Origin of the sequence: Zobellella sp. DQSA1 (assembly GCF_041950555.1) — a bacterium.
Classification (GTDB): Bacteria; Pseudomonadota; Gammaproteobacteria; order Enterobacterales; family Aeromonadaceae; genus Oceanimonas.
In genome coordinates, this window is record NZ_CP169531.1 from 97577 (window position 1) to 121806 (window position 24230).

Below are 24230 nucleotides of genomic sequence, written 5' to 3' on the forward strand. Positions count from 1 at the left end.
AACCATGCGCTTAAATAGTTCGCTTCGCTCACCGGTACGGGCCAAAGTCCGCCCCTTATCTTAATCGTTAAAGGTATGAAATGGCATACGTACTACACATAGAAAGGGAAGACTCAAAGATCTCATTAGAGGAGTGGGTGTCTGCTATCGACTCCATTGAAGGTGCTCGAATCAATACAGAAGGCGCTAAAACGGTGAATCCATCCACGGGAGAGCAGATCGTGTTCCCGCCTAAGCCTGGTGATGTAGAAGTACTGTTCACTAGTGGTGGTTTTTTCGGGTTTGGAAAGAGGTCTGGTTGGGAATCATGCATTTGGTTTTCAAGCGGCCGGGCATCTTTCAAAGCGTCTGATACTATCGAGTCACCGAGTAATCCTGTTCACGCTATTGCGTCTAAAGCCGCAAAGGTACTTGCTGCAAAAATAGTGGGTGATGAGGGTGAGATTTATTCATGGTAGAGCCTTTTAACCAACGGTATCACGGCGACCATTTTTTCGACGTGTTTTGGCTCAAAACTGGCATGTGTGCCGGGTGTTATGTTTCAAGGAGTAGTGCCTGTGGAAAACCGGGCAATCGCTATGGGAATCATTGGTGGACTAGTATCAATAATAAATTATCTCATTCAGTGGCTGGCATTAAATAAGAATTCATACATCTTTCTTATATGCTTGTCTTGGTGTTAATTATATCGTTATTTATGTATGGCTCAGTATCTTTGGAGGCTAAGAATAGGCTGCTGAATCTCAAGTGGCGGAGCTGAAAAGCATTGAATGTCAAGCTGGCGAAATCATCAAAAATTCCTCCAGAGGAAACGATGGCGAGAGAAGAGGTTTTGTGATTGCCAGCATAGCCATGTTAGAGAGGTTCAAGGAAGAACAGCCAGATGCATACTCAATGGCAAAAGAGGTTGCCGTTTTTAACGGCGTTCTTATTAACGAGCAAGAGGATGGAGTTAAACACCTACATCGAGGCCGGGCTTTAACTGACGGCGCAAATGCGATGGAAGTCTTACTCAAAGGCTTGGCTGGCGGTGCTGAAAATGAAACATTAAAATAAGAATCAGTATCGCGCAGTATATCTGGTGAAGTGATGTTCAACGTACTTTTTGTCCTGCCAGGTTTGTTCTGAAGGTGCTTCATGTGACGCCTGGGTTTGCCCTTAAGCTCTTCATAAGGTTAGATCTTGTGCGCGCAGCGAACCAGTATTTTTATCGTTTTCTGGGTGAACCCTGCTCGGGTGAGCAAAGCGTTCTTTATGAAAATATATTTCTGAGTTTTAGCGCTGTACGGGGGCTGCGATTCTGACTTTGTCTGCTACAGTTAAAGCAGCGTTTAAAATTTTTATCTAATTAATGTTTTATCTATGATTCTGCTTGCTTTTACTTTAACTGTAACTGGTGGAATGGGTTAATGGCCTGGTTGTTGTTTTTTCATATTGGTAGCCTGGTAACCTGGGCGGCAGCCTTGTGTATTTTATTATTGCTTATCTCGGGCGTTACATTGGCTGGCCAGCAAACCTGCAATAATGGCGATAGCCTACAGCGGCTGTGGTTTACCCGGCTGGCCAGTCCGGCCGGCTTGCTGACGATAGTCTCTGGTACGGCAATTTTTGCCGTTGAAGGCAATTTTGAAAGCTGGTTGTTGCTAAAGCTGACCCTGGTGACCGGCCTGGTAATTTGCCATGTTGTTGCAGGATTACTGATTTTGTACAGCAACAGGCCAAAGGCCAGTGGTATAGCAGGCAAGTGTTCTGGATTACTCGCTGTTATATTGTTGTTTTTGTTAGGCATCATTGTATTGGTATTGCTTAAACCCGAGCAGGAGGCTTTGCTGTGGTTTGTTTGAATAGCCTTGCCGCCAGCTCAGGGGTTAGCGTCTTGCTGCAGCATGTCGTCAATGTTCACGCCAACCGCATATTCATAGACCAGCCGGCCACCCAGATAACCGGTAACGACAATCAACAAGCCGCTGAGCAGAGACAGATAAAGCCCTTTCGGCATGATCTGAGCAGCAGCATCAGGCAGGCGCAGCATCCAGTTAAAGGTGGCAAGCGACAGCAACATTACTGCGAGCATCGCGTGGCACCAGCCAGTGATCAGGCGTCTTATCTGGCTGACCAGCAGCAAATCCATCAGTCCTGCGACACTGGCAAGCCAGCCGCCGATGGCGCCGACCCCGGCCAGCCACAAACTGGCTCTGGCCCAAAATGGATCGGCACTGTACAAAAATGCCAGGTCGGACGCAATCAGGCCAAGCAGCGCGGCCACCGGGAAATGGACAAGACCAGGGTGAATGGGATGGCCAAATATTTTAATCTGGCTGTTAATCGACTCCATCGACATATCACACCTCAAACACGGCTAAAGGCTGCCGTAACACCATTATTCCGCCAGAGTGTAGCAGTGATCTGGCCCTGTGGCCTGCTACTGAGCCAAATGGGTTGCAGTGGCCCGTTTTCTACCCTTGACCCACAGGGGCCGGCAGCGGCCGAGGTGGCGCAATTATGGTGGGGTATGCTCGGCTTTGCCTCGCTGATCCTGCTGGCGGTTGTGGTGCTGTGGCATTATGCGATAAAGCGCCGGGCTGAGCATAATCCCCCAGCGCGAACCAGTGGCTGGATTATCTGGGGCGGGCTGGCGTTACCGGCAGTCAGTATTACCGCCTTACTGATTGCAGGCGTGCCGGTGGGGCAGCGGATGATGCCGCTACCCGATGAAAATGCTCTGCGAATTCAGGTTACCGGCCATCAATGGTATTGGCTGGTCACTTATCCTGAGCATGGCCTGCAACTGACCGACGAGCTGCATATACCGGTAAATACTCCGGTGCATCTACATTTAACCAGTGCCGATGTGATCCACTCGTTTTGGGTGCCAAGGCTGGGAGTAAAGCTGGATATGTTACCCGGGCGCACCAATGTGTTGCGGCTGGAAGCCTCGACAGCGGGTGTTTACCGTGGCCACTGTGCTGAATATTGCGGCCTCGGCCATGCGCATATGCAATTTACGGTAAGGGCCCATGAACAACCGGACTTTGCTGTCTGGCTAAAGGTGCAGAGGTTACGGGAGCCAACCAAAGATGAGTGACGCCAAACCAGCTTCATCGCCGCCTGCGCTGGCTGGCCAGCTGGCAAAAGTGTGGGCGAACTTGCCGGGCCGGGGCAGTTTGGCGGCGGTAAACCATGGCACCATTGGCCTGCGTTTTATGGTCACCGGTATGGTGTTCTTCCTGATTGGTGGTGTGCTGGCCATGTTGTTGCGCACCCAGCTGGCACTGCCGGAGCAGGATATTGTCAGTGCCGGGGCCTACAGCCAGCTCTTTACCATGCACGGCAGCGTGATGATGTTTCTGTTTGCCATTCCGGTGCTGGAAGGGCTGGCGATTTATCTGATCCCTAAAATGATTGGCGCCCGTGATTTAGTTTTTCCTCGCATTAGTGCTTTCGGTTATTACTGCTACTTATTTGGCGGCATTATTATACTGTCCAGCCTGCTGCTGGGTATAGCGCCAGACTCCGGCTGGTTTATGTACACGCCGCTCAGCAGCAGTGAGTTTGCGCCCGGGCCGGGCTCCGATTTCTGGTTGCTGGGCATCACCTTTGTTGAAGTTTCGGCGATGGCTGCCGGCATCGAGCTGACGGTATCCATTCTATGCAGCCGCGCCAAAGGCATGACGCTAAGTAAGATGCCGCTGTTCTGCTGGTACATTCTGGTAATGGCACTGATGATCGTGTTTGGCTTTCCGCCGTTAATTCTGGCCAGTATTCTGCTGGAGCTGGAACGCGCTGCCGGCATGCCGTTTTTCACCGTGGCGGCGGGCGGCGATCCGCTGTTGTGGCAGCATCTGTTCTGGTTGTTTGGCCACCCTGAGGTTTACATTATTTTCCTGCCCGCGGCCGGTATTGTCTCAACCCTTATTCCGGTGTTTAGCGGCCGGCCTATTGTCGGTTACCGCTGGGTTGTTGTCGCGGTTATTTTAACCGGCTTTATCAGCTTCGGGCTCTGGGTACACCATATGTTTACCGTGGGCATACCGCAACTGGCACAGGCTTTCTTTTCGGTGGCCAGCATGCTGGTGGCGATACCCACCGCCATTCAGGTGTTTGCCTGGCTGGCGACCTTGTGGCGCGGCAAGGTGGTGTTCCGCCTGCCGATGCTGTGGATCAGTGGCTTTCTGGTCATCTTTGTCTGCGGTGGCCTGACCGGGGTGATGTTGGCACTGGTGCCCTTTAACTGGCAGGTGCACGACACCCACTTTGTGGTCGCCCATATGCATTATGTGCTGGTGGGGGGGATGTTCTTCCCCCTGATCGCCGGGCTGTATTACTGGTTGCCTTTAGCCTCTGGCCGGATGCCCTCGGAGGTGATTGGCCGCTGGGGTTTCTGGCTGACCTTCGGCGGTTTTAACCTGACTTTTTTATTGATGCACCTGACCGGCTTGCTGGGCATGCCGCGGCGGGTTTACACCTATGAAGCCGGTTTAGGCTGGGATGGCTTAAACCTGTTGTCGTCGATTGGTGGCTTTGTGATGGCCATTGGCGTGGCACTGGTGCTGCTGGACCTGTTACTGCATTTCTGGTTTGGCCGCCGAGCCAGCGCCAATCCGTGGCAGGCCGATACCCTGGAGTGGGCGCTGGATATGCCACCGGCCCAGTATAATTTTGCCAGTTTGCCCACCGTTAGCAGCCGCCACCCGCTTTGGGAAGACCCGCAACTGGCTGAGCGGATTGCCGCCGGGCAGGAGGGCCTGGCCGAGGCCAACAGTGGCCTGCGTGAAACCTATGGCACCTCCGCCATCAGTGCTCAGCGGGAAAAAATCTTACATCTGCCCGGCAATTCCTGGTGGCCACTTTACAGCGCCATGGCATTGGCGGTGGTGTGTATCAGCCTGCTTAGCCGTTGGTATGAACTGGCGCTGCTGGCTTGTGTATTAACTATCACCTTGTTGCTGCGCTGGAGCTGGGAGAGTGGCGGCCATCCGTCGGCTGCCCCGTTGCAACCATTGGATCCATTGCCGCCCTCGGTTCCATTACAGCAAGGCACCGGGCATGAATTGCCGCTGGAGTCGCGCACCATCGATGGCCCCGGCCGCTGGGGCATGATCGTCACCTTACTGGCCAACGGTGCTTTGTATATGTCGCTGCTGTTCGGTTGGTTTTATTTATGGACAGCCGCACCGCAATGGTCAGCGCCCGACAACGGGCCCTTGCCGCTTTGGCTGTTGCTGCTGTGTGGGTTGCCCGCCTGTATCGCCTTATGGCTGTTTCATCGTTTGTGCCAGCGCCTGGCAGTGGGCGACGCTCGGCAGCTGCAACGCCGGCTGTGGTTGAGCACCGGTTTGGGGCTGCTGCATTGTTTGATATTGCTGGTGCTGTTGATGATGGCGCCCCTGGACTATACCGGCAGCGCCCATGATGCGGTGCTGATGGTCATTTTGCTGTACCTGCTTGGCCACGCCGGGCTGGCAACAGTGTTAACGGCACTGCAGGCACTCAGAGTCGCGCGCGGCTATGTCAGTGCCGGTTTGCCTTATGAGCCACAGGTGATCAAGCCGCTGTGGTTTTATTACCTGGCGGTGTACTGGATCAGTGTCGCGCTGTTCTTTATGTTGCCACTCGGTTGGGGGCCACAGTGATGAGCAAGTCCGCCTGGTTTGCGCCGGGCCATCCGGCTCAGCTTGTGGTTGGTTTTATTATCTGGAGTGTCTGGTTTATTGCCATGTATGGCGGCCTGTCGGTGGCCTGCCAACGGGCCCCCCCCGAGATCGGGCGGGGCCCCTATACCTGGCTTAACGGCGGCTTATTTGCTTTCACTCTGCTGGTGATTGCGCTGTTGTTGTTTCTGGCCTGGCGCAGTGGCCGTTACTGTGCGTCGCTGCGCCAGGCAAGTGAAGCGGCCGTCGCTTTGGAACGCTTTGTCGGCTATGTCAGCACTGTGCTGTATCTGATCGCCGCGGTCGCCACCCTGGCGGGTGGCTTGCCGGTGCTGGTGTTGTCACCGTGCAGCTGATGCGGCGGCAGTGGTTAAACCCGCGGCTATGCTTGCTGGTGCTGGCAAGCATCAGCCTGCCGGTGCAGGCGCATAAGCCGTTGCAAAGTGACGGCGCTACCTTCTGGGCCGCGCTGCTGGCGGCGCTGATGCTGGCGCTGTTCTGGTTGTTGTATGTAGTTGGCAGTAGCAAACGGCCGCCGCGGTTATGGCGTGCGTTGCTGTTTCATGGTAGTTGTCTGCTGTGTGCGTTTGCTGTAGCCGGGCCGTTGGATGACTGGGCGGAAACCAGCGCCAGTGCGCATATGGCGCAGCATATGTTGTTTATGGTCGTGATTGCCCCATTGTGGGCGTTAAGCCTGCCCTTGCCGCAATTCGCCGCCGCTACCGGTCGCTGGGGCCGTGTTGCCTGGCCACCGCTGCTCAAGCTGGCAGCCTATCCGCTTAGCCTAGCCTATCTGCATGCCGTCGTGGTCTGGTTCTGGCATACCCCACGCTTTTACGTGCTGGCACTGGAGCATCCCTGGTGGCACTTGGCGGAGCATATCTGCTTTGTGCTCACGGCCGCCATGTTGTGGTGGGCGGTATTACATTGCACCGAGCGTACGCGCAGCTGGGCGCTGCTCGCCTTGTTGTTTACCCTGATGCACACCGGTTTTCTGGGGGCCGTACTGACCTTCGCCGACACCTTATTGTATTCCCCCGGTCATCAACTCGCCGATCAGCAACTGGCCGGGTTGCTGATGTGGGTGCCCGGAGGGTTGCCTTATCTGCTGGCCGCTGCCTGGTTGGGGTATCGCTGGTTACACGGTATCGCAGCTAATGGCGAACAAGGTAAATACCAATAACAAAAAAACAGCGATTTAAGTCAAAGGTTAATCGTTGCTCCAAACGGGCCCTTAGGGGCCCGTTTTCCTTTCCAAATCTGCAATACTCAAGGGCAGGTCCATCTTGAGGAGCCTTGTATGCCACCCTGGCTTGTCTTGCTGCTCAGTCTGCTCTGCGCCGGTTGTGGCACGGCCGGCGAATGGCGCCATTTGCCGGCGTCTGCGGAGCAGGGGGTGCCGCTTTACCTGGTCAACCATGGCCTGCACGTCGGGCTGGTGGTGCCGGCGGCGGGGCTGGAGCGACGGCTGCCGGGGCTGGAGGGCCATTTTCCCGGGGCGCTGTTCTACGAGGTAGGCTGGGGCGACCGGGTCTTTTACCAAACCGAGGAGGCGGGCTCCGGCCTGGCGGCGCGGGCCCTGCTCTGGCCCACGGCCAGCGCAGTGCACCTGGTGCCCCTGTCCGGGCCGGTGGAACGGTATTTTCCCGAACTGGAGCGGGTCGAACTCTGGGTATCCCGGGTTGGCCTTGGCTTGCTGCAGGACGAGATGGCGGCCTCCTTCCGGCGCGACAGCGAGGGCCGTCCGCGCTATGCGGGGCGGGGGCTCTACGGCAGCGGCGGCTTTTTCGAATCCGGCGAGCGCTACCATCTCTTGCATACCTGCAACACCTGGGTGGCCGGGCGGCTGGCCGGCGCCGGTGTGCCCATGCGTCCGGCCCTGGCCATCACCGCCGGCGGCCTGATGCGCCAGGCGAAGGCGGCGGCCGCGGAGCAACCTTGCTGCGCCGTGCCGGCCCGACAGTTATCCTTATCTGAAGGCAACAACCGGTGACCGAATAAACGAGCTTCCCGGCACGCGCTTCGGTTTCTGTCGGTGGCGGTTACGTCAGCAGCCTATCACTCCCGGCACAAACATTTTCCGATATGTGTACCATTCACATGAATATCGAAGGCTGTGGTGTAAACCAAATCAATAGCGGGAAAAGATGAGATAGGAGGCTGATTTCTTTGTGGTAAGGTAAGTAACGTATCCTTCTGATTTGAGCTATAAAATATCTTAACCTTTTATTTTTTGCCAACGATGAGGGGGTGGAAGGCCGATATTGGTTGCTGTTTCCTTATGTATTAATCATAAAGTTTTAAATAACTGATCATAATAGTGCTACATCGATCGGGCACCGCACGCAGACACGCCGTGAACCCATCCCTGGGGGCTCCGCCACGCCATCCCTGGCGCGGAGGGTCTGCTTAGCGAAACCCTGTCGCTGTCGGTAGTGATCTACCATTCGGAACAGTTATTTAACTACATCTTGAGCACGGCTTCGTTAGCCGACAATAAATCGGCATTCGATATAAATAAAAGGTCACCTTCGGAGTGGCTGCTTACTTAAAAAAGGAAATAACAATGAAAATAAAACAGTACGGTGCTGAATTTGTCGGAACCTTTTGGTTGGTTCTCGGCGGTTGTGGCAGCGCGGTCTTGGCCGCCGCCTTTCCCGAGCTGGGGATCGGCCTGCTTGGGGTGTCGCTGGCTTTCGGTCTTACGGTGTTGACGATGGCCTATGCGATTGGCCATATTTCGGGCTGCCACCTCAATCCCGCCGTATCCATTGGGTTGTGGGCCGGCGGGCGTTTTCCCGGCAGTGAGCTGCTGCCCTATATCATCTCTCAGGTGCTGGGTGGTATTGCGGCGGGTGGCGTGCTTTATCTTATCGCCAGCGGGAAAGCGGGGTTCGAGTTGTCCTCCGGTTTTGCCTCCAACGGTTACGGCGAACATTCCCCCGGCGGCTATTCGCTGACCGCGGCCTTTATTGCCGAAGTCGTCATGACCATGATGTTCCTTGTCATCATCATGGGCGCAACCGACAAACGGGCCCCCGCCGGGTTTGCTCCTTTGGCCATCGGCCTGGCGCTTACCCTGATCCACCTTATCAGCATCCCGGTGACCAATACCTCGGTAAACCCGGCACGCAGCACCGGCGTTGCTTTATTTGTCGGCGACTGGGCAACCATGCAGCTTTGGCTGTTCTGGGTGGCACCGATTATCGGCGGTGTACTTGGGGCGCTGGTTTATCGCTTTATCGGCGATACTGCGAAGCAAGAGCAAGAGCAAGAGCAAGAGCAAGAGCAAGAACAGGAGCAGGCCTGACCGGACAACCGGAGGCTGTGTCGGCCGGGCGAGCCCGGGAGTGCCGTATCCTTACGGCATGGCCGGGTACGATGCCGGCCGATAAGGTAGCAGTGGGCCCGATAGGGCCCACTCTGTTGTTACGGCATACACCGATGCTCAGCAGGCGCAGCCTGGGACGGGATCACCCCGGCCGGGCTCGGCCAGGGCGAAGCCTTCGTCCCGCCAGCCGATAAGGCCGCCGATCATCTCCTTCACCGGGTAGCCCAGGGTCGCCAGCCGCACGGCGGCCCGGTTGGCGCCGTTGCAGTGGGGGCCGGCGCAATACACCACGAACAGGCTATTGCGGGGGTAGGCCGCCAGGGTCTCGGCGTTCAACTGCCGGTGGGGAATGTTAACGGCGCCCGGCACATGGCCCTGGGCGAAGGCGGCTGGGCCGCGCACGTCCACCAGAATAAAGTCGGCCTCGCCCGCCTGCTGGCTGGCGTGCACGTCCGAACAATCGGTCTCGAAGCTCAGGCGTTGGCTAAAGTGGCGCAGGGCCTCGGCGGAGGGGGCGGCGACAATGGTACTGACCAGGCTTGGCATAATGTGCTCCTTGTGGGGTGAATACCGGGCCACTGTAACCCGCGCGGTCGGGGTGCTACAGTGGCGAACAAGACAGCTACCGGTAACTTTCCGCCAATGCATTCCGCCCCCGGCCTGGTGGCCATTCTGGCCTACGACGGCCTCTGCACCTTCGAGTTCGGCATCGCCGTCGAAATTTTCGGGCTGCCGCGCCCGGAGTTCCGTTTTCCCTGGTATGAGCACTGCATAGTGGCGGTCGAGCCGGGCCCGCTGCGGGCCATGGGTGGCATCCGGATCCTGGCGGAGGCGGGCCTGGAACGGCTGGCCGAGGCCCGCACCATCATAGTGCCGGGCTGGCGCGGTTGGAGCGAACCGCCTCCGACCGAGCTGTTGCAGGCGCTGCGGCTCGCCCACGGGCGGGGCGCGCGCATTCTGTCCATCTGCTCCGGGGTGTTCGTGCCGGCCGCCGCCGGCCTGCTCGACGGGCGGCGGGCCACCACCCACTGGCGCTACGCACAGGAGCTGGCGGCGCGTTTTCCGCTGATTGAGGTGGATCCGGACGTGCTCTACGTGGATGCCGGCCAGGTGATCACCTCGGCCGGCAGCGCGGCGGGCATCGATGCCTGCCTGCACCTGGTGGCGCGGGATTTCGGCACCCAAGTGGCCAACACCGTGGCCCGGCGGCTGGTCACACCGCCCCAGCGCACCGGCGGCCAGGCCCAGTTTATTCCGACCCCGGTCAGCCGCACTCCGCGCAACGATCTGTCGCGCGTCATGCAGTGGGCACGGGAGCGGCTGGAGCAGCCGCTGGCGGTGCGCCAGTTGGCCGAACGGGCGGCCATGAGCGAACGTACCTTTCTGCGTCGCTTTACCGAAGCCACGGGCATGGCCCCCAAGGCCTGGCTGCAGCACGAGCGCCTGGCCCGGGCGCGGGAACTGCTGGAAAGCACCGGGCTCGGCAGCGAGCGTATTGCCGAGCTGTGCGGCTACCGTTCGGCGGAGACTTTCCGGGTGGCCTTTCGCGCCCGGGTCGGCCTGCCGCCCTCGACCTATCGGGAACGATTCGGCCGGGGCGAGCCGCCGCCGGCGGAGTAGCGTGCGGTTGCGGTTATCCTCGGGGCGCGGCAGGGGCTATGATGAACCCATTCCTTTCCGCCTTTACAGGTTGACCCATGCGACACGGCTCCTGGCATCCGGATATGGACGACACCCCGTTCAATATCCGCACCTTCAACACCCTGCTCCCCTACCTGCTGGACTATAAGGGCCGTATCGGGCTGGCCCTGGGCTGCCTGGTGGCGGCCAAGCTGGCCAGCGTGGGCCTGCCCTTTCTGCTCAAATTCGCGGTGGACGCCATGGACGCCGCCGCCAACCCGGTGCTGGTGCTGCCGCTGGGGTTGCTGTTGGCCTACGGCGCCGCGCGCCTCGCCAACGTGCTGTTCGGCGAAATCCGCGACGCCCTGTTCGGCCGGGTTACCGAGCGGGCCATGCGTCGCATCGGCCTCGGCGTGTTCAACCACCTGCACCGGCTGGAGCTGGACTTTCACCTCAACCGCAGCACCGGCGGCCTGTCGCGGGACATAGAGCGGGGCGTGACCGGAGTGGGTTTTCTGCTGCGCTTCATGGTGTTCAATATCGTGCCCACCCTGCTGGAAATCGCCCTGGTGGTGGGGGTGTTGCTGCTCAACTATTCGGCCTGGTTTGCGCTCATCACCCTGGTGGCGGTGGTGCTGTACGTGGGCTGGTCGGTGCTGGCCACCGACTGGCGTACCGGCTATGTGCGTGCCGCCAACAAGGCGGACTCCCAGACCCACTCCCGGGCGGTGGACAGCCTGCTCAACTTCGAAACGGTGAAATATTTCAACAACGAGGGCTTCGAGGCCGAGCATTATGACCGGGATCTGGCCGAGTGGGAGGAGGCCCGGCGCAAGAACCGGCTGACCCTGTTCGCCCTCAACGGCGGGCAGGCGCTGATCATCGCCTTGGCGATGACGGCCATGATGGTGCTGGCCGGCCACCATGTGGTGCAAGGTACCATGACCCTGGGCGACTTCGTGCTGATCAACGCCTTTATGATGCAGCTGTTTATGCCGCTCAACTTCCTGGGGTTCGTTTATCGGGAAATGAAGGGGTCGCTGGCCAATATCGAGCGCATGTTCGCGCTGCTGCGCCGGGAGCCCGGCATCAAGGACGCGCCGGATGCACCGACGCTGGTGGTGTCGCGGGGCGAGATCGAGTTTCGCGGGGTGAGCTTCGGCTACGGTGCGGACCGACAGATACTGGACGGGGTCAGCTTTACTCTCAGGCCCCGGCAGAAGCTGGCGGTGGTGGGGGCCAGCGGCTCGGGCAAATCTACCCTGGTCAAGCTGCTGTTCCGCTTCTACGACGTGGACCAGGGCGCCGTGCTGATCGACGGCCAGGACATCCGCACCGTCACTCAGGCCTCGCTGCGCCGGGCCATCGGCATAGTGCCCCAGGACACGGTGCTGTTTAACGCCTCCATTTACGACAACGTTCGCTACGGCCGCATCGACGCCAGCGAGGAGGAAGTCAACGAGGCCATCCGCCTGGCACACCTGGACGGCTTTATCGCCAAGTTGCCGGAGGGGGCCAACACCCTGGTGGGCGAGCGCGGGCTCAAGCTCAGCGGCGGCGAAAAGCAGCGGGTGGCCATCGCTCGCACCATCCTCAAGCGTCCGCCGATACTGGTGTTCGACGAGGCCACCTCATCGCTCGACAGCCGCGCCGAGCAAAGCATTCTGCAGGCCATCCGCGAGCTGTCCCGGGGCCAGAGCAGCCTGGTTATCGCCCACCGGCTGTCCACCATAGTGGACGCCGACCATATCCTGGTGATGCAGGACGGCCGCATCATGGAGCAGGGCACCCACGCCGGGCTGCTGGCCCAGGGCGGCAGCTACGCCCATATGTGGCAGCTCCAGCAACAACAGCGGCAGCGGGAGGCGCTGGCCTCTTAGCCGGTTTCCGCGAATTAATTCGTGGCTATGTCCGGGCGGTGTCGTGGCCGAGAATATCGTAGGCACGAATTTATTCGTGCGATGCAGGCGGGCCCGCTTGCCTGCGTAACCTGGCCTAGTAGGCCACACCGATGCGCCGGCGGGGATATTGGCCGGCTTCCGCCTCGTCCACCAGCGCCTTGGCGTAGTCCTGCACACTGATGCGGGAGTTGCCTTCGGCGTCGGTCAGCAACTGGTCGCCGCCCAGCCGGTAGTGGCCGCTGCGCTCGCCGGGGAAGATCTCGGCGGCGGGGCTGACGAAGGTCCAGTCAACCGGGGTGTCGGCGTCGCGGAATACCGCCAGCGCCTGGCCCTGGGCCAGGGCTTCGTCCCGGTATTCATCGGGAAAATCCGGCTGGCTCAGCAGGGTGACGCCCGGGGACACTTCCAGGCTGCCGGCACCGCCCACCCACAGCAGGCGTTTGACTCCGGTGCGGGGCAGCACGGTCAGCAGGATGCGGGCGCTCTCGGCCACCATGTCGTGTCGGCTGCTGGCGCGGCCGCCGATGCTGGCGATCAGCAGCTCCACGCCGTCCAGCGCCTGTTCCAGCGAGGTCGGATCCAGGCTGTCGGCCCGGCGCGCTTCCGCACTCAGGGTGAAGCTGGCCGGATCGCGCACCAGGGCGACCAACTCGTGGCCCCGTTGTTGTACTTCCGCGGCCACGGTGCCGCCAATCCAGCCGGTAGCGCCCAATACTGCAATCTTCATCTCGAACTCTCCTCTTGTTGTTGACGGTGACAGTGTATTGAATCGATATTTGATGATAAATCGTCTGTTTTGAAGCAGATTATTTCTTTATTTGAACCAATTGGGGCGAAAAAACGGCGGGCCTGGGCCCGCCGTGACTACGCCGTAAACAAGGAGGGGAGATCAGTCGGTCGCGCCGGCCCGGAGCGGCGCGGCCTGGCGGGCCCGTCGCCAGCGCAGCAGGTCGACCAGCAGGAACAGCAGCAGGCTGGCGCCCAGCACCGGCAGGCACCAGCCCAGGGTGGCGGCCAGCACCAGGCTGGCGAGGCGGGAGGCCGGACCCAGCCGTTGCCAGGCATGCAACAGGGGCAGCAGGCTACCGGGTGTCGGACGCCGCCGCCACCACATCAGGTAGCCCAGCACTATCATGAACGACAGCGCCAGCCCGAAGGCGGCCAGCAGCAACTGGTTGGCGAGGCCGAACAGTATGCCCATATGGGCATCTATGCCCCAGCGGATCAGCTTGGCCACCAGCGGAAAGTCGGCGAAGTCGGCGCGGCTGGTCACCCATCGGCGGTGCGGATCTATCGCCACGGTATCGGCCTGGGTGGGCCAGGCGCGGTCCAGCTCCCGTACCACCCAGGCGCTGTCCATGCTCCTGGCGGGACGGATCTCCAGGGTCGGGGCATCGATACCGCCGGCCCGGGCCACCGCCAGGACGGTGTCGAACAGGGCGGGATCGGCCAGCGGCCGCTCATTCCGATGGCCGTGTTCGCCGTGGCCGTGATGGGCGTGCTCGCCGACGGCCGGGCCCTGGCCGTCCAGCTGCAGGCTGACCGAGGGGGTCACCCAGCCCAGGGTGGTGCGCAGTTCGCCGATGCGATCCCCGGCCCATTTCGACCAGGTCAGGCCGGTGGCGGAAAAGAACAGCAGCCCCAGGCACAGCCAGAGTCCGGCCAGGGAATGCCAGCGGCGCAGGCGTGGCCGGCCGGTACGGGCGGGCTTGCCGCTTGGGGTCAGCCACCACAGTAGCAGGCCGCTCAGGGCCGCCAACCACAGCCAGGACGCCGCCAGTTCGCTGTAGTTGCGGCCGAGGTCCCCCAGCATCAGGTTGCGGTGCAGGTAATCCAGGGTGGTGCGCAGGGGCAGTACACCGCTGGTGCCGTATACGGTGAGATCGCCCCGGATCTCCAGGCTGATCGGATCCACGAACAGGGCCCGGCTTTCGGACTCGCCAAGGCCCGCTTGGCTGAACATCACCCGAGTGGTATTCCCGGCATGCGGCGCGGGGCGTACGGCGAACAGCCGGGCCTCGTCACCGACAACGGCCTGGGCGGCGGTGATCTGCTCGGCCAGGGGGTGGGGCGTGCCTGTCGTTTCGGTCGTCAGTTGCCCGGCGTAAAGCCGGGCCTCCAGTTGGGGGCTGAGCACATAGAGGGTGCCGGTGAGGGTAGCCACCAGGATAAAGGGACCCACCAGCAAGCCTATATAGAAGTGCAGGCGGGTGAGGAAGGCGAACAGGGCGCCTTTGGCCGTTTTGGGTGTTGGTGTCGACATCATGTCTTCCTTTGGCGCGCGGCCACCGTTCGGCCGAGGCGCGCGCGAGAACGAGCCGGGCCGCATCCGCGCGGTCGGCTCCCGGTGTTGTGAGCGGGCCGGCCCAGGGGCCGGCAATGGCGGTCTTTACCGGTTCAGCCTGGCGGCGCCCGGGGACGGAAGGCAGGGTGGGGAAGAGCAGGGAAGATGGCCGCAAGCGCCAGCGAAGGCGGTGCCCGCCCCGAGGGAGGGGCCGCCACGGCGGCGCGCTGCGCCGGCCCCAGCCAGGACAGCTGGCCGAGCAGGGTACAGTAGCCGCACAGCTCGTGGGACAGGGCGTGGCCGCCTTGGTGCGGCGCCGCTGGCTGGGCCGGGGCTGGGTGGTGCCCCTGGTGGGCGGCGTGGAGGCTGTGGTGTCGGGCCAGGGCCTGAGAGGCCAGGGGCGCCAGGTAGAGCAGCAGGGTCGCCAGCAGGCCCAGCCAGGCGGCAAGGCGCTGGCGGTGATCGGGCTGATGATGGCGGACGGCGTCCAATCCGGGGCTCTCCTCTGTAGCAGGCGCCCATTCTAAAGACCCCCTTGCCGTTGCGCCATAGCAACCGAAGGCGCCTGTTTTCGGGGCTGTCCGGCAATGAGTGCTGTACAACGGCAGGTTATGACGCTAATAAGAGACTTTGTTTCATAAAAAGATCCAATTACCGAGGGGCGTCATGGATCGGTTGGAAGCGGTGCGCAGTTTCGTGGAAGTGGCCGGCAGCGGCAGCTTTACCCAGGCGGCGGAGCGGCTGGGCCTGACCCGGGTGCGGGTATCGCGCCATATCACCGAGGTAGAAGCCTGGTTGCAGGCGCGGCTGCTGCACCGCACCACCCGTAGGGTGAGTCTGACCGAGGCCGGGCTGGCGGCCCTGCCCCTGTGTGAGCAACTGCTGAGCCAGGTCGGTGAGCTGGAAAACCGTACCCGGCCCCGGGGCGAGGCGCTCGGCGGCAGCATCCGGGTGGCCAGCCCTATCGGCCTGGGCCAGCATCAGCTCTACGAACTGGTGGAGGACTTTCTGGCGCTGCATCCCGGGGTGCAGATCCAGCTGTTGCTGTCGGATCGCAACGCCCGGCTGGTGGACGAGCGGGTGGACGTGGCCCTGCGTTTCAGCCGCCAGCCGGATCCCCAACTGATCGCCCGCCGGCTGATGCGGGTGGACTCCTGCCTGTGCGCCGCGCCCGGCTATCTGGCCCGGGCCGGACGGCCCGAACACCCGCATGATCTGGCCGGGCACAATTGCCTGGTGCACCTGGATGGCATCCGCTGGGGCTTCAACCACGGCGACGCGCCGCTGGTGGTAGAGGTAAGGGGCAACTTCGGCGCCGACGACATGGGCGTGCTGGCCAGGGCCGCCGCCCGGGGGCAGGGCATCGCCCTGCTGCCCTGCGACCTGGCCAACCCCTATCTGCAACGCGGCGAACTGGTGCCGCTGCTGGCGGACTACCAGGCGCCGTCTTCCTGGGTGTGGGCGGTGTATCTGTCGCGCAGCTACCAGCAACCCCTGGTGCGCACCTTTATCGACTTCGTGGCCGAACGCTGGCAACAGCCGGTCATGATGTCGTCGGAATAGGGGACTTTGGCCCCGGCGGGCCGGGCTGTCTATACTCTAGCGACCGCTCGCACAGGGAGCCCGGTTCCTTCATCGATGGCAAGGCGTACCTGCAGCGTCGCTGATGATGGTGGCGCGGGCCCGGTTTTTATCAACAGAGCAAGAGAGAGTGTCAATGACAGAACAGCAGCAACCCATTGCCTATACCGAAAACTGGGTCAGGCAGGTGATCATGAAATACAACCTCTGCCCCTTTGCCCGCCAGGAAGTTGAGCGTGGCAGCATCCGTTATGTGATGACTGACGATCCGCAGCCGGCGGCGGTGCTGGAGGCGCTGATGGCCGAATTCCATGTGCTGGACGAGCAGCCGGAGGTGGAAACCACGCTGTTGATTATTCCGCAGGGTTTTGAGGGTTTTTATCCCTACCTGGATCTGGTGGACCTGGCGGACGCCCTGCTGTGCGAACAGGGCTACGAGGGGCGCTATCAACTGGCCAGTTTTCATCCCGATTATTGCTTTGAAGGCGAACCCCAGGATGATGCGGCCAACTACACCAACCGTTCGCCCTATCCCACCCTGCACATTATTCGCGAAGCCAGCATGGAGCAGGCCCTGGACCAGTATGATCAGCCCGAGTCCATCCCTGAGCGCAATATCGAGTTTGCCCGCCGCCGGGGCAGTGAATTTTTCGTACAGTTGTTGGCCCAATGCGTTAAGCCTTAACCTCTTTCGTGTGGGATGAGAGGGGTTATGACTTGGCGGCAGTCAGCCGACCAGCATGGTGCGGCAATGGGTTACACGCGGGATATCCTTGATGGGCAAGCGTTACCGGGGACACATCACCCAGTGGAAACATGAACAGGGTTTTGGCTTTATCACCCCCGAAGGCGGCGGTGAGCCGCTGTTCGTGCATATCAAGGCCTTCGTGGCGGGCAAGTGCCGGCCCGTCGACCGGCAGGCGGTCAGTTACGAACTGGGCCGGGATGCGCGGGGGCGACGGCAGGCTCAGCAGGTGTTGTTGCAGGGGCAATCGGCGCCCGCGGGCCCCTTCTATCCGCTGTTTCTCCTGTTTTTCATCACCCTGCTGGCGGCCCTGGCCTGGTTGGGGGCGCTGGACTGGTGGGTAGTGGCGCTGTATCTGGGCGTGAGCCTGTTCACCTACTGGATGTACGGGCTGGACAAACAGGCGGCTCGGCAGAACCTGTGGCGCACCAGGGAAAGCACCCTGCATCTGCTGGCGCTGGCGGGCGGCTGGCCCGGTGCCCTGGTGGCCCAACGGAGGCTCAGGCACAAGTCGCGAAAAGCCTCCTTTCAACTGGTGTTCTGGTTGTCGGTGGTCGCCAATGTCGGCGTGCTGGCATGGCTGTTGTTCGACCCCGGATGGGGCTGGCTGGATCACCTGTCCGGACTTTATTGAGGAGGAATGATGCAACCAAGGATCAGCATGATTACCCTGGGCGTGCGTGACCTGGCCCGCGCCGTGGCCTTTTACCGGGCGCTTGGCCTGCCGCAGCTGGAATCGCCGCCCACGGTGGCCTTCTTCAACCTGAACGGCAGCTGGCTGGGGTTGTACGGCCGCGAGGCCCTGGCCGAGGATGCGGGTGTGTCCGCCGAAGGCAAGGGTTTCGCCGGTTTCAGCCTGGCCCACAACCTGGCCTCGCAGGCCGAGGTGGATGCGCTGCTGGCGGAGGCGGTGGCCGCCGGCGCCACCCTGGTCAAACCCGGGCAGGCGGTGTTCTGGGGCGGTTATTCCGGTTATTTCGCCGATCCGGACGGCTATTTGTGGGAAGTGGCGTACAACCCCTTGATGTGGGTGGGTCCGCCGGATACGCGAGAGGCCTGAAATAAAAACGGCACCTGTGGGTGCCGTTTTGCTTCAGTTGGCCAGTTCTATCTTGCGGTAGTCGATGCGGTTGGCCTTGGGCGAACCGGCTATCGCCAGCACGGTATCGCGTTTTTTGGCGACGATGTAGGCGCCGCAGGCGAAGAACAGGCCGATGACCAGGGCGCCGACCCATTGTATCTGCAGGAAGTCGAGCTGGAACAGCAAGGTCAGGCCGCACAGCACCGCCAGATTGGCGGCGAAGTAGCGCACCCGACCCAGGCGGGACACGGTGAGGTTGAGGTTGTCGGTATACAGCCGGATTAACGAATCCAGCGAGTTCACCACCATGGTGATGCCCACCACCACCATGGCCCAGTTGTAGAAGCCGGCGGTGCTCAGTTCGTTGCTGTGGTAGTAGTAGAGCACGCTGAACCAGGTGGCGATGGCGATGGACGGAAACACCAGCATGGCCGTCAGCAGCTGCCAGGTACGCAGGCCGCCGACGAAACGGGCGGTGAACTGGCCGATCATGATGCTCCAGGAGAACCACCAGAACAGATAGAACTCATGGTAGTCGTTGATGGGCAGCACAAAGCGGTGGATATGGCCGAAGTAGTCACCCACCAGGGTAAAGGTACCGGCGAATTCGCCGATGCCGCCGTTACCGATAAAGGCGCCGCCCCACATCAGGGCGATCAGGCCGAGAAACAGCCAACTGGTGCCGAGGCTCAGGATCTTCACATAACGCAGGCTGGTGCTGGAATAGACCGAAGCGGCGATCACCAGCAGTACGATCAGGTAGAAACTGGCCACTATGGTTTCACCGTCGCCCAGGCCGGGTACGTACCAGGGCAGGTTGCTCAGCAGCAGGAAGGCGGTAAAGGCGCAGGTACCGACGATGACCACGTTGTTGATCAGCTTGACCAGCGGCAGTTCGAAAAAGCCGACCCGGGGCTCGATGACGCAGAAGTAGAAACAGGTGAGGAAGTAGAAGCCCCAGATCAGAAAGCCCCAGAAGCCGAACTCGATGGCCAGGGGGTTGGCAAAGCCGTATTCCGGGCTGGCGGCCAGATCCGCGTAGCCGGCGAACTCGGTCAGCGGAAACATGATCAGGCCCACGTCCAGCCCCGAGGTGAAGAGGATGGCGATAAAGGTGAAGGTGCGCACCGGGGTCACGCCGACACAGCGGATATTGCCCCATTTGTACAGCACCAGGGCGATGGCGGCAAAGGTAAACAGGATCCCTGCAGACAACAGAGCGGTCATGGGTTAACCCCTCCGTTTATTTCCATATTGATAACAGACACTGGTACTTCTCCTTTGGTTGTTCAACACCAGGAGCGGTCCACTTGCGTACCATTGTTGGCAGAGCCGGAGTATCCGGAAGCTGACTGGTAGAGCACGCCGACAGGCTATAAATACATCCCTGTACGCTCCGCCGCTTCGCGCCCCTGGCGCGGAAGGTCGGCTTAGCTGTACCAGACATCTCCCTCGTTCGTGCTCCGAGCAACAATGTGAGGTGCAAGTCAGGCCTTAAGTATCGCGGGGCCGGCGGCGGCGCCACCGATTGCGATAGTTAAAGACTGAAAGGACGCTCAACACTTCTTTCTCTATGATTCAGGAATGGTCACGTTTGAAGCTTGTGCAATGGGTACATTTTTCGCTGATTGACCGTTCAATGAAAGCAAGCCTAAAGGTTAGGGTTAAAATAATCAAGTTTCGTTGTCTTTTGCTGTGATGGTCGCTTTCGCTCTGGCGGCGTATTGCAGTGCCTTCGGTTCCTTGTGTTCTGTTTTTTCTGGTGCTTGTGTTGGCAGTGGCTTTGATGTTTTTGCTGACGTGATGATTTGGTGTGTGATGGTTTTTCTGGTTTATCGATGAATTATCGCTCTTTATGGTGGTAATTTGGGTAGTACTCTAACTATGTGGCTGTTCAAGGACCGACAACAGCTTCCCTTGTCGCCGCCCTGGGGTTTCATCTGTCGCCGTAGCGACGCCTATAGTTAGGAGGCATGGGAACAAGCGTCGAGGCTGGGGGGCATGGGACTGAACCGACTGAAGCTGATACTGGGCGGCCTGGTGCTGTTGTTCGGCCTGGCTTGGCTGCTCAGCCTGCCACCCGGGGCGCTGGCGCCCCTGTTCTGGCCATTGCGGCGACTGCTGCTCGAGTTTACCGGCATCCTGGCTATCGGCCTGCTGTCGGCTACCGTCATGCTGGCCGCCCGGCCGTTGCAGCTGGAAGCCTGGCTGGGCGGGCTGGACAAGTACTACCGCTTGCATCGCTGGCTGGGACTGGCCGGCGTCGCGGCCGGGGTGGGGCACTGGCTGCTGTGGGGGGGACCGCCGGCACTGGTTAAACTGCAACTGCTGATAGGTCCGCACCAACTGGGTCGGAGCTGGCCGGACGAAGGGTTGCTGCGCTTCTGGCATCATATGGCCGCCGAGGTGGGCCCCTGGGCTTTTACCCTGTTGATGTTACTGGTCGGGTTGGCGCTGTGGCGGCGCTTCCCTTATCACTGTTTCTTCAGGGTCCATCGGCTGATGGCGGTGGTATATCTGCTGCTGGTGTTTCATTCGGTGCTGCTGCTGTCGCCTTCATTCTGGTCCGAGCCGGTGGGGTGGTTGCTGGCCCCCCTGCTGCTGGGCGGCACCCTGGCGGCGGCCTTGTCGCTGTTCCATCGTATCGGCCACGGACGCAAGGCGGTAGGCCGGATCCTTGCCCTCGAATACCATCATGACGATCACGTACTGGATGTCAGTGTCGAGCTCAGTACCGCCTGGCCCGGTCACCGGGCCGGCCAGTTTGCCTTTGTGGACTTTGCGGATAAGGAACCGCCCCATCCCTTTACCATTGCCTCGGGCTGGCAGGATGACGGCATACTGCATTTCAGTATCAAGGGCCTGGGTGACTATACCCGCCGCTTGCCCCGCACCCTGGCTTCCGGCCAGGAAGTGAACCTGGAAGGACCCTATGGCCGTTTCACCTTTTCCGGCCTGCGACGCCAGTTGTGGGTGGCCGCCGGCATCGGCGTAACCCCCTTTATCGCGCGGTTGGAGGAACTGACCCGGGTGGGGCAGGAAGAGAACGCCGACTTTATCTACGCCACCGCCTCGCCCGCCGACAGCTTTATCGGCCATGTCCGCAGCCTGGCCGAGCAGGCCGGGGTGCGGCTTCATCTGGTGATCTCCGAGGTCGAGGAGCCGCTGACCATGGCGCGGCTGGCCACTCTGGTACCGGACTGGGCCGAGCGCGAGCTCTGGTTCTGCGGCCCGCGCGAGTTCGGCGACCGGCTGCGCCGGGAAATGCAGGGCCGGGGCTTTGACCGTGTCCGTTTTCACCAGGAGCTGTTCGACATGCGCTGAGCCCGGCCCGGGTAGCGCTCTTCTGTCGGCCTCTCCATGGCTGAGTGCCGGAGAATGCCTGAATATTCCGTTCGATGACATAAAATGGGAGCCATTCCAGTGCTATGGTGTGGGCGGAGTCCGGCTCATGGATACTTCCAAAGAGGTGGATTTGCATGGCCCCCTGTAATATCGTTGAATGCTAATAAAAAGATGGGTGCGATTTGCCCGTGACAATAACCACTCTCAGGAGCACCGCAATGCTGAAGAAAACGCTGATTATCGCCGCCGCTACCGGTCTGTTTGCCACCACCGTCGCTGCCCAGGCCAATCTGTTCAAGCCGGAAGATGCGGTGGAATACCGTCAATCCATCTACCAGGTAATGCGTGCCCAGGTTGGCGTGATCGGTGCCATGACCAAGGGGGATATCGACTTTGATGCCGAGGCGCTGCACCAGCGTGCCCTGAATATGGGCAATGTAGCCGGTTTGTTGGGTGAGACCTACTTCCCCGATACCCAGGGTGTCACCGGCAGCAACCTGCTGCCCAAGGCCTGGAACGACATGGACGGCTTCAGGGCCAAGGGCCAGAACTTCGGCTCCTCCCTGCAGGAGTTGATCGAGGTGTCCGGCCAGCCCGGTTTCGATGCGGCCAAGGCCCGTCCCGTGGTGGCCAAGGTAATGCAGAGCTGCAAAAGCTGCCACGACGACTACCGCAAGTAAATACCAAGAAGGAGCCGAGAAAGGCTCCTTCTTTTTAAAGGCCGTTGAACATCATCCACACCAGTCCATAGGCCAGAGCCACCGCCGGCACGAACCGGAGCCAGGGGAAGGTCTGGGGACGGGGCTCCAGCAGGTCGGCCACCTGGCCACCGTTCGGCGCCTTGTGGCCGGTGACCATGGCCTTGACCAGGCTCTCCCCCCGCAGTTTGTACAGCCCGATGGCCAGCACATGCAGACCCACCAGCAGCAGCAGCCCCTCGTAGAACCAGGACTTGTGCCACTGGGTCATCCAGCCTGAGGTGGTACGGGATACGCTGTCGTACAGGGGGCCGTTGTAGAAGATATCGTCGGTGGTGAACAGGCCGGTGGTGGCCTGGAACAGCAAGGTCCCCAGCAGCACCAGCACCATGATGCCGCCCAGGGGGTTATGGCTGAGATACACCGGTTTCTGCGGGCTGAACGACGCGCGCAGGTAAGCGATAACCTGCCCCGGATGATAGACAAAATGGCTGAAGCGGGCATAGGGAGTGCCGATAAAGCCCCAGATAATGCGATACAGCAACAGTCCCAGCATCAGTTGGGCAAACAGCATGTGCCGGTCCAGATCCTCGCCGGCGGAGTGCCACAGCAGATACAGCAGAACCGGCAAACTCCAGTGAAAAAAACGGATGGACCAGTCCCAGACCTTGACCTGGGGGTGACGTGGTGTGCTCATAAAACAGGCTCTCCTGTGATAGTTGGTGGCTGCGGAATCATTCAGACTGAGCGTTATTGTTATTTAAGTTAATGCTTAAGTTGTCTACCATAATCGCCGCCCGGAGTCATGTGTGGCGAAGATTTCCATTAAGGTCCCAAAATAAAACATCCCGGTAAAGACCGGGATGTTGTGACATCGATCGCCTGCCGCGGTTATTCGGACCGTTGCTGACGCAGCTCCGCCAGGGCCTGCTCCAGCCCTTGCCGATACTGGCTGCGGGTGAGGGCGTCGATTTCTGCCCATTTGTCCCGAGGCGCAAAATTCACCTTGGTTTCACTCACCACATCCTTGCCCTGCAGGGCTATCCAGCGAGGATCGTAATTGCGGTCCTGCTGGCTGTCCCACTCCAGTACCTGGTTGACGATGGCCTGCAGCCGGTCCGGATTGCTCAGAGCATAGGGATTGATGCGCGCGCCGAAATGCTGGTTCAGTTGACTGACGGCGCCATGGGTCGAGTTGTCACCGGATTTGTTGGCATCGCTGCGCGCCCTGAGCTGGGCGGTGTAATACCAGAAGGTGCCCTGATCCTGGTAGTCGTTGTCGAACATGATGGCGGAGATCAGGTACAGCACCGGTGGCGCATAGTCGTTCGGGCTTTGCAGTACCTCGTTAATGGTGTCGGCCTTGCCGCCGGTGATGGCGTCCATCACCTGCTGGGAGCGGCTGATATCTATCTGGGTAAATTCGCCCTTGGGCACGATTTCCTGCGGTTCACCGCTTTCGTTGGTGGGTTGTGGTGCCTTGGTCTGCTCTGCGGGCGGTTGGCCGGCACAGGCGGCCAGCAGGCCACAGAGCAACAGGGGGTACAATTTCATGACTTTGCCTCATGCTGAACGGTATGCCCCAGCAAAGCGGGAAATAGCGTTCAGGTCAAGAGGGCATGGGGAATTTCCGCGGGGGTGCCGGCCGGAAAGAGGCGTTGCCAGCCGTTTATGCTTGTTTTTCGACCTGGCCTACAGCTGATGTTGCCAAAACAGGCGGATATCCTGGCGGTAGGAGGCGGGGATGCTGCGGGAACAGCTGAGTATCACACCACCGCCTTTTTTCACGCCCCGGATGGTTCCCTTGAGGGTGCGGGCATCCTGCACCAGTTGCTGACAATGGCGCAGCAGTGCCTGAGGCGGCCGGCCGCGTTTTACATTAAGATGAATGCCTTCGATGGCGATGCAGAAGCTTTCCTGCCGGCGGCGCAGCAGGTACAGCAGGCCGAACAGCGCCGCCGAGGTGATGACCAAAATGCTAAACATTGTTTTC

26 protein-coding genes are annotated in these 24230 nt (G+C 60.5%); 17 read left to right on the forward strand and 9 right to left on the reverse strand.

The features are described 5' to 3' along the window. Positions 1 to 137 precede the first annotated feature (137 nt). The 3 genes from ACEVBK_RS00455 (at position 138) to ACEVBK_RS00465 (ending at position 1844) form a co-directional block, all read left to right on the forward strand. Positions 138 to 458: a hypothetical protein gene (locus ACEVBK_RS00455; RefSeq protein ID WP_375056685.1), complete on the forward strand. Its 321-nt coding sequence runs from the start codon at positions 138 to 140 to the stop codon at positions 456 to 458. Between the two features lie 289 nt (positions 459 to 747). Next, positions 748 to 1056 (forward strand): hypothetical protein, encoded by a 309-nt coding sequence (locus ACEVBK_RS00460; protein WP_375056686.1) that lies wholly within the window; start codon positions 748 to 750, stop codon positions 1054 to 1056. A gap of 353 nt (positions 1057 to 1409) precedes the next feature. Next, on the forward strand, positions 1410 to 1844 hold the full coding sequence (locus ACEVBK_RS00465; protein WP_375056687.1) for a hypothetical protein: 435 nt from the start codon (positions 1410 to 1412) through the stop codon (positions 1842 to 1844). A gap of 17 nt (positions 1845 to 1861) precedes the next feature. Here ACEVBK_RS00465 and ACEVBK_RS00470 read toward each other — a convergent pair whose 3' ends face one another. Beyond that, the gene (locus ACEVBK_RS00470) at positions 1862 to 2335 is read right to left on the reverse strand and encodes a DUF2231 domain-containing protein (protein ID WP_375056688.1); all 474 of its coding nucleotides are present in this window, start codon (positions 2333 to 2335) and stop codon (positions 1862 to 1864) included. Positions 2336 to 2434: 99 nt separating this feature from the next. Here ACEVBK_RS00470 and coxB point away from each other — a divergent pair, with 99 nt between their 5' ends. From coxB to aqpZ, 6 genes are all read left to right on the forward strand, one after another. Next, positions 2435 to 3085, forward strand: a complete 651-nt coding sequence (gene coxB / locus ACEVBK_RS00475) for a cytochrome c oxidase subunit II (protein ID WP_375058487.1) — start codon at positions 2435 to 2437, stop codon at positions 3083 to 3085. Next, positions 3078 to 5633 carry a cytochrome c oxidase subunit I gene (gene ctaD / locus ACEVBK_RS00480; protein WP_375056689.1) on the forward strand — a complete coding sequence of 852 codons (2556 nt, stop codon included), beginning with the start codon at positions 3078 to 3080 and terminating at the stop codon, positions 5631 to 5633. Before coxB ends, ctaD begins: the two co-directional genes overlap by 8 nt. Continuing rightward, positions 5633 to 6007 carry a hypothetical protein gene (locus tag ACEVBK_RS00485; RefSeq protein ID WP_375056690.1) on the forward strand — a complete coding sequence of 125 codons (375 nt, stop codon included), beginning with the start codon at positions 5633 to 5635 and terminating at the stop codon, positions 6005 to 6007. Before ctaD ends, ACEVBK_RS00485 begins: the two co-directional genes overlap by 1 nt. Next, positions 6007 to 6834 (forward strand): cytochrome c oxidase assembly protein, encoded by an 828-nt coding sequence (locus ACEVBK_RS00490; RefSeq protein ID WP_375058488.1) that lies wholly within the window; start codon positions 6007 to 6009, stop codon positions 6832 to 6834. Before ACEVBK_RS00485 ends, ACEVBK_RS00490 begins: the two co-directional genes overlap by 1 nt. Before the next feature lie 117 nt (positions 6835 to 6951). Further along, the gene (locus ACEVBK_RS00495; protein ID WP_375056691.1) at positions 6952 to 7644 is read left to right on the forward strand and encodes a DUF2459 domain-containing protein; all 693 of its coding nucleotides are present in this window, start codon (positions 6952 to 6954) and stop codon (positions 7642 to 7644) included. Between the two features lie 579 nt (positions 7645 to 8223). Beyond that, entirely contained in the window at positions 8224 to 8961 is a 738-nt protein-coding gene (aqpZ, locus tag ACEVBK_RS00500) for an aquaporin Z (protein ID WP_375058489.1), read from the forward strand. Between the two features lie 138 nt (positions 8962 to 9099). Here aqpZ and ACEVBK_RS00505 read toward each other — a convergent pair whose 3' ends face one another. Next, a complete protein-coding gene (locus ACEVBK_RS00505) occupies positions 9100 to 9528 on the reverse strand; it encodes a rhodanese-like domain-containing protein (protein WP_375056692.1) in 429 nt (142 codons plus the stop codon). Between the two features lie 96 nt (positions 9529 to 9624). Between ACEVBK_RS00505 and ftrA the strand changes: the two genes are divergently transcribed. Continuing rightward, on the forward strand, positions 9625 to 10602 hold the full coding sequence (gene ftrA, locus ACEVBK_RS00510) for a transcriptional regulator FtrA (protein WP_375056693.1): 978 nt from the start codon (positions 9625 to 9627) through the stop codon (positions 10600 to 10602). A gap of 77 nt (positions 10603 to 10679) precedes the next feature. Further along, complete coding sequence (locus ACEVBK_RS00515; protein ID WP_375056694.1) at positions 10680 to 12482, forward strand: ABCB family ABC transporter ATP-binding protein/permease; 1803 nt, start codon at positions 10680 to 10682, stop codon at positions 12480 to 12482. Positions 12483 to 12597: 115 nt separating this feature from the next. On the opposite strand, the gene ACEVBK_RS00520 is transcribed toward ACEVBK_RS00515, so the two are convergent. From ACEVBK_RS00520 to ACEVBK_RS00530, 3 genes are all read right to left on the reverse strand, one after another. Continuing rightward, positions 12598 to 13230, reverse strand: a complete 633-nt coding sequence (locus ACEVBK_RS00520) for an NAD(P)-dependent oxidoreductase (RefSeq protein WP_375056695.1) — start codon at positions 13228 to 13230, stop codon at positions 12598 to 12600. A 162-nt stretch (positions 13231 to 13392) separates the two neighbouring features. Further along, the gene (locus ACEVBK_RS00525) at positions 13393 to 14769 is read right to left on the reverse strand and encodes a PepSY-associated TM helix domain-containing protein (RefSeq protein WP_375056696.1); all 1377 of its coding nucleotides are present in this window, start codon (positions 14767 to 14769) and stop codon (positions 13393 to 13395) included. Between the two features lie 131 nt (positions 14770 to 14900). Further along, entirely contained in the window at positions 14901 to 15278 is a 378-nt protein-coding gene (locus ACEVBK_RS00530; protein WP_375056697.1) for a DUF2946 family protein, read from the reverse strand. A gap of 175 nt (positions 15279 to 15453) precedes the next feature. On the opposite strand from ACEVBK_RS00530, the gene ACEVBK_RS00535 reads away from it, so the two are divergent. The 4 genes from ACEVBK_RS00535 to ACEVBK_RS00550 all read left to right on the forward strand — a co-directional run bounded on the left by ACEVBK_RS00535 (position 15454) and on the right by ACEVBK_RS00550 (position 18173). After that, a complete protein-coding gene (locus ACEVBK_RS00535; protein WP_375056698.1) occupies positions 15454 to 16350 on the forward strand; it encodes a LysR family transcriptional regulator in 897 nt (298 codons plus the stop codon). A 154-nt stretch (positions 16351 to 16504) separates the two neighbouring features. Beyond that, positions 16505 to 17053, forward strand: coding sequence for a DUF1415 domain-containing protein (locus tag ACEVBK_RS00540; RefSeq protein ID WP_375056699.1), 549 nt, complete (start codon positions 16505 to 16507; stop codon positions 17051 to 17053). Positions 17054 to 17144: 91 nt separating this feature from the next. Further along, complete coding sequence (locus ACEVBK_RS00545) at positions 17145 to 17747, forward strand: DUF1294 domain-containing protein (RefSeq protein WP_375056700.1); 603 nt, start codon at positions 17145 to 17147, stop codon at positions 17745 to 17747. Positions 17748 to 17753: 6 nt separating this feature from the next. Beyond that, entirely contained in the window at positions 17754 to 18173 is a 420-nt protein-coding gene (locus ACEVBK_RS00550) for a VOC family protein (RefSeq protein ID WP_375056701.1), read from the forward strand. Between the two features lie 33 nt (positions 18174 to 18206). On the opposite strand, the gene ACEVBK_RS00555 is transcribed toward ACEVBK_RS00550, so the two are convergent. Beyond that, positions 18207 to 19421: a BCCT family transporter gene (locus ACEVBK_RS00555; protein WP_375056702.1), complete on the reverse strand. Its 1215-nt coding sequence runs from the start codon at positions 19419 to 19421 to the stop codon at positions 18207 to 18209. A 774-nt stretch (positions 19422 to 20195) separates the two neighbouring features. Between ACEVBK_RS00555 and ACEVBK_RS00560 the strand changes: the two genes are divergently transcribed. After that, entirely contained in the window at positions 20196 to 21518 is a 1323-nt protein-coding gene (locus ACEVBK_RS00560) for a ferric reductase-like transmembrane domain-containing protein (RefSeq protein WP_375056703.1), read from the forward strand. Positions 21519 to 21757: 239 nt separating this feature from the next. Further along, positions 21758 to 22219: a c-type cytochrome gene (locus tag ACEVBK_RS00565; protein WP_375056704.1), complete on the forward strand. Its 462-nt coding sequence runs from the start codon at positions 21758 to 21760 to the stop codon at positions 22217 to 22219. Positions 22220 to 22253: 34 nt separating this feature from the next. On the opposite strand, the gene ACEVBK_RS00570 is transcribed toward ACEVBK_RS00565, so the two are convergent. The 3 genes from ACEVBK_RS00570 to ACEVBK_RS00580 all read right to left on the reverse strand — a co-directional run bounded on the left by ACEVBK_RS00570 (position 22254) and on the right by ACEVBK_RS00580 (position 24223). Then, positions 22254 to 22934, reverse strand: coding sequence for a cytochrome b/b6 domain-containing protein (locus ACEVBK_RS00570; RefSeq protein WP_375056705.1), 681 nt, complete (start codon positions 22932 to 22934; stop codon positions 22254 to 22256). Between the two features lie 194 nt (positions 22935 to 23128). Beyond that, on the reverse strand, positions 23129 to 23791 hold the full coding sequence (locus tag ACEVBK_RS00575; RefSeq protein WP_375056706.1) for a hypothetical protein: 663 nt from the start codon (positions 23789 to 23791) through the stop codon (positions 23129 to 23131). Positions 23792 to 23929: 138 nt separating this feature from the next. Continuing rightward, positions 23930 to 24223, reverse strand: a complete 294-nt coding sequence (locus tag ACEVBK_RS00580; protein WP_375056707.1) for a DUF3634 family protein — start codon at positions 24221 to 24223, stop codon at positions 23930 to 23932. Positions 24224 to 24230: the final 7 nt, after the last annotated feature.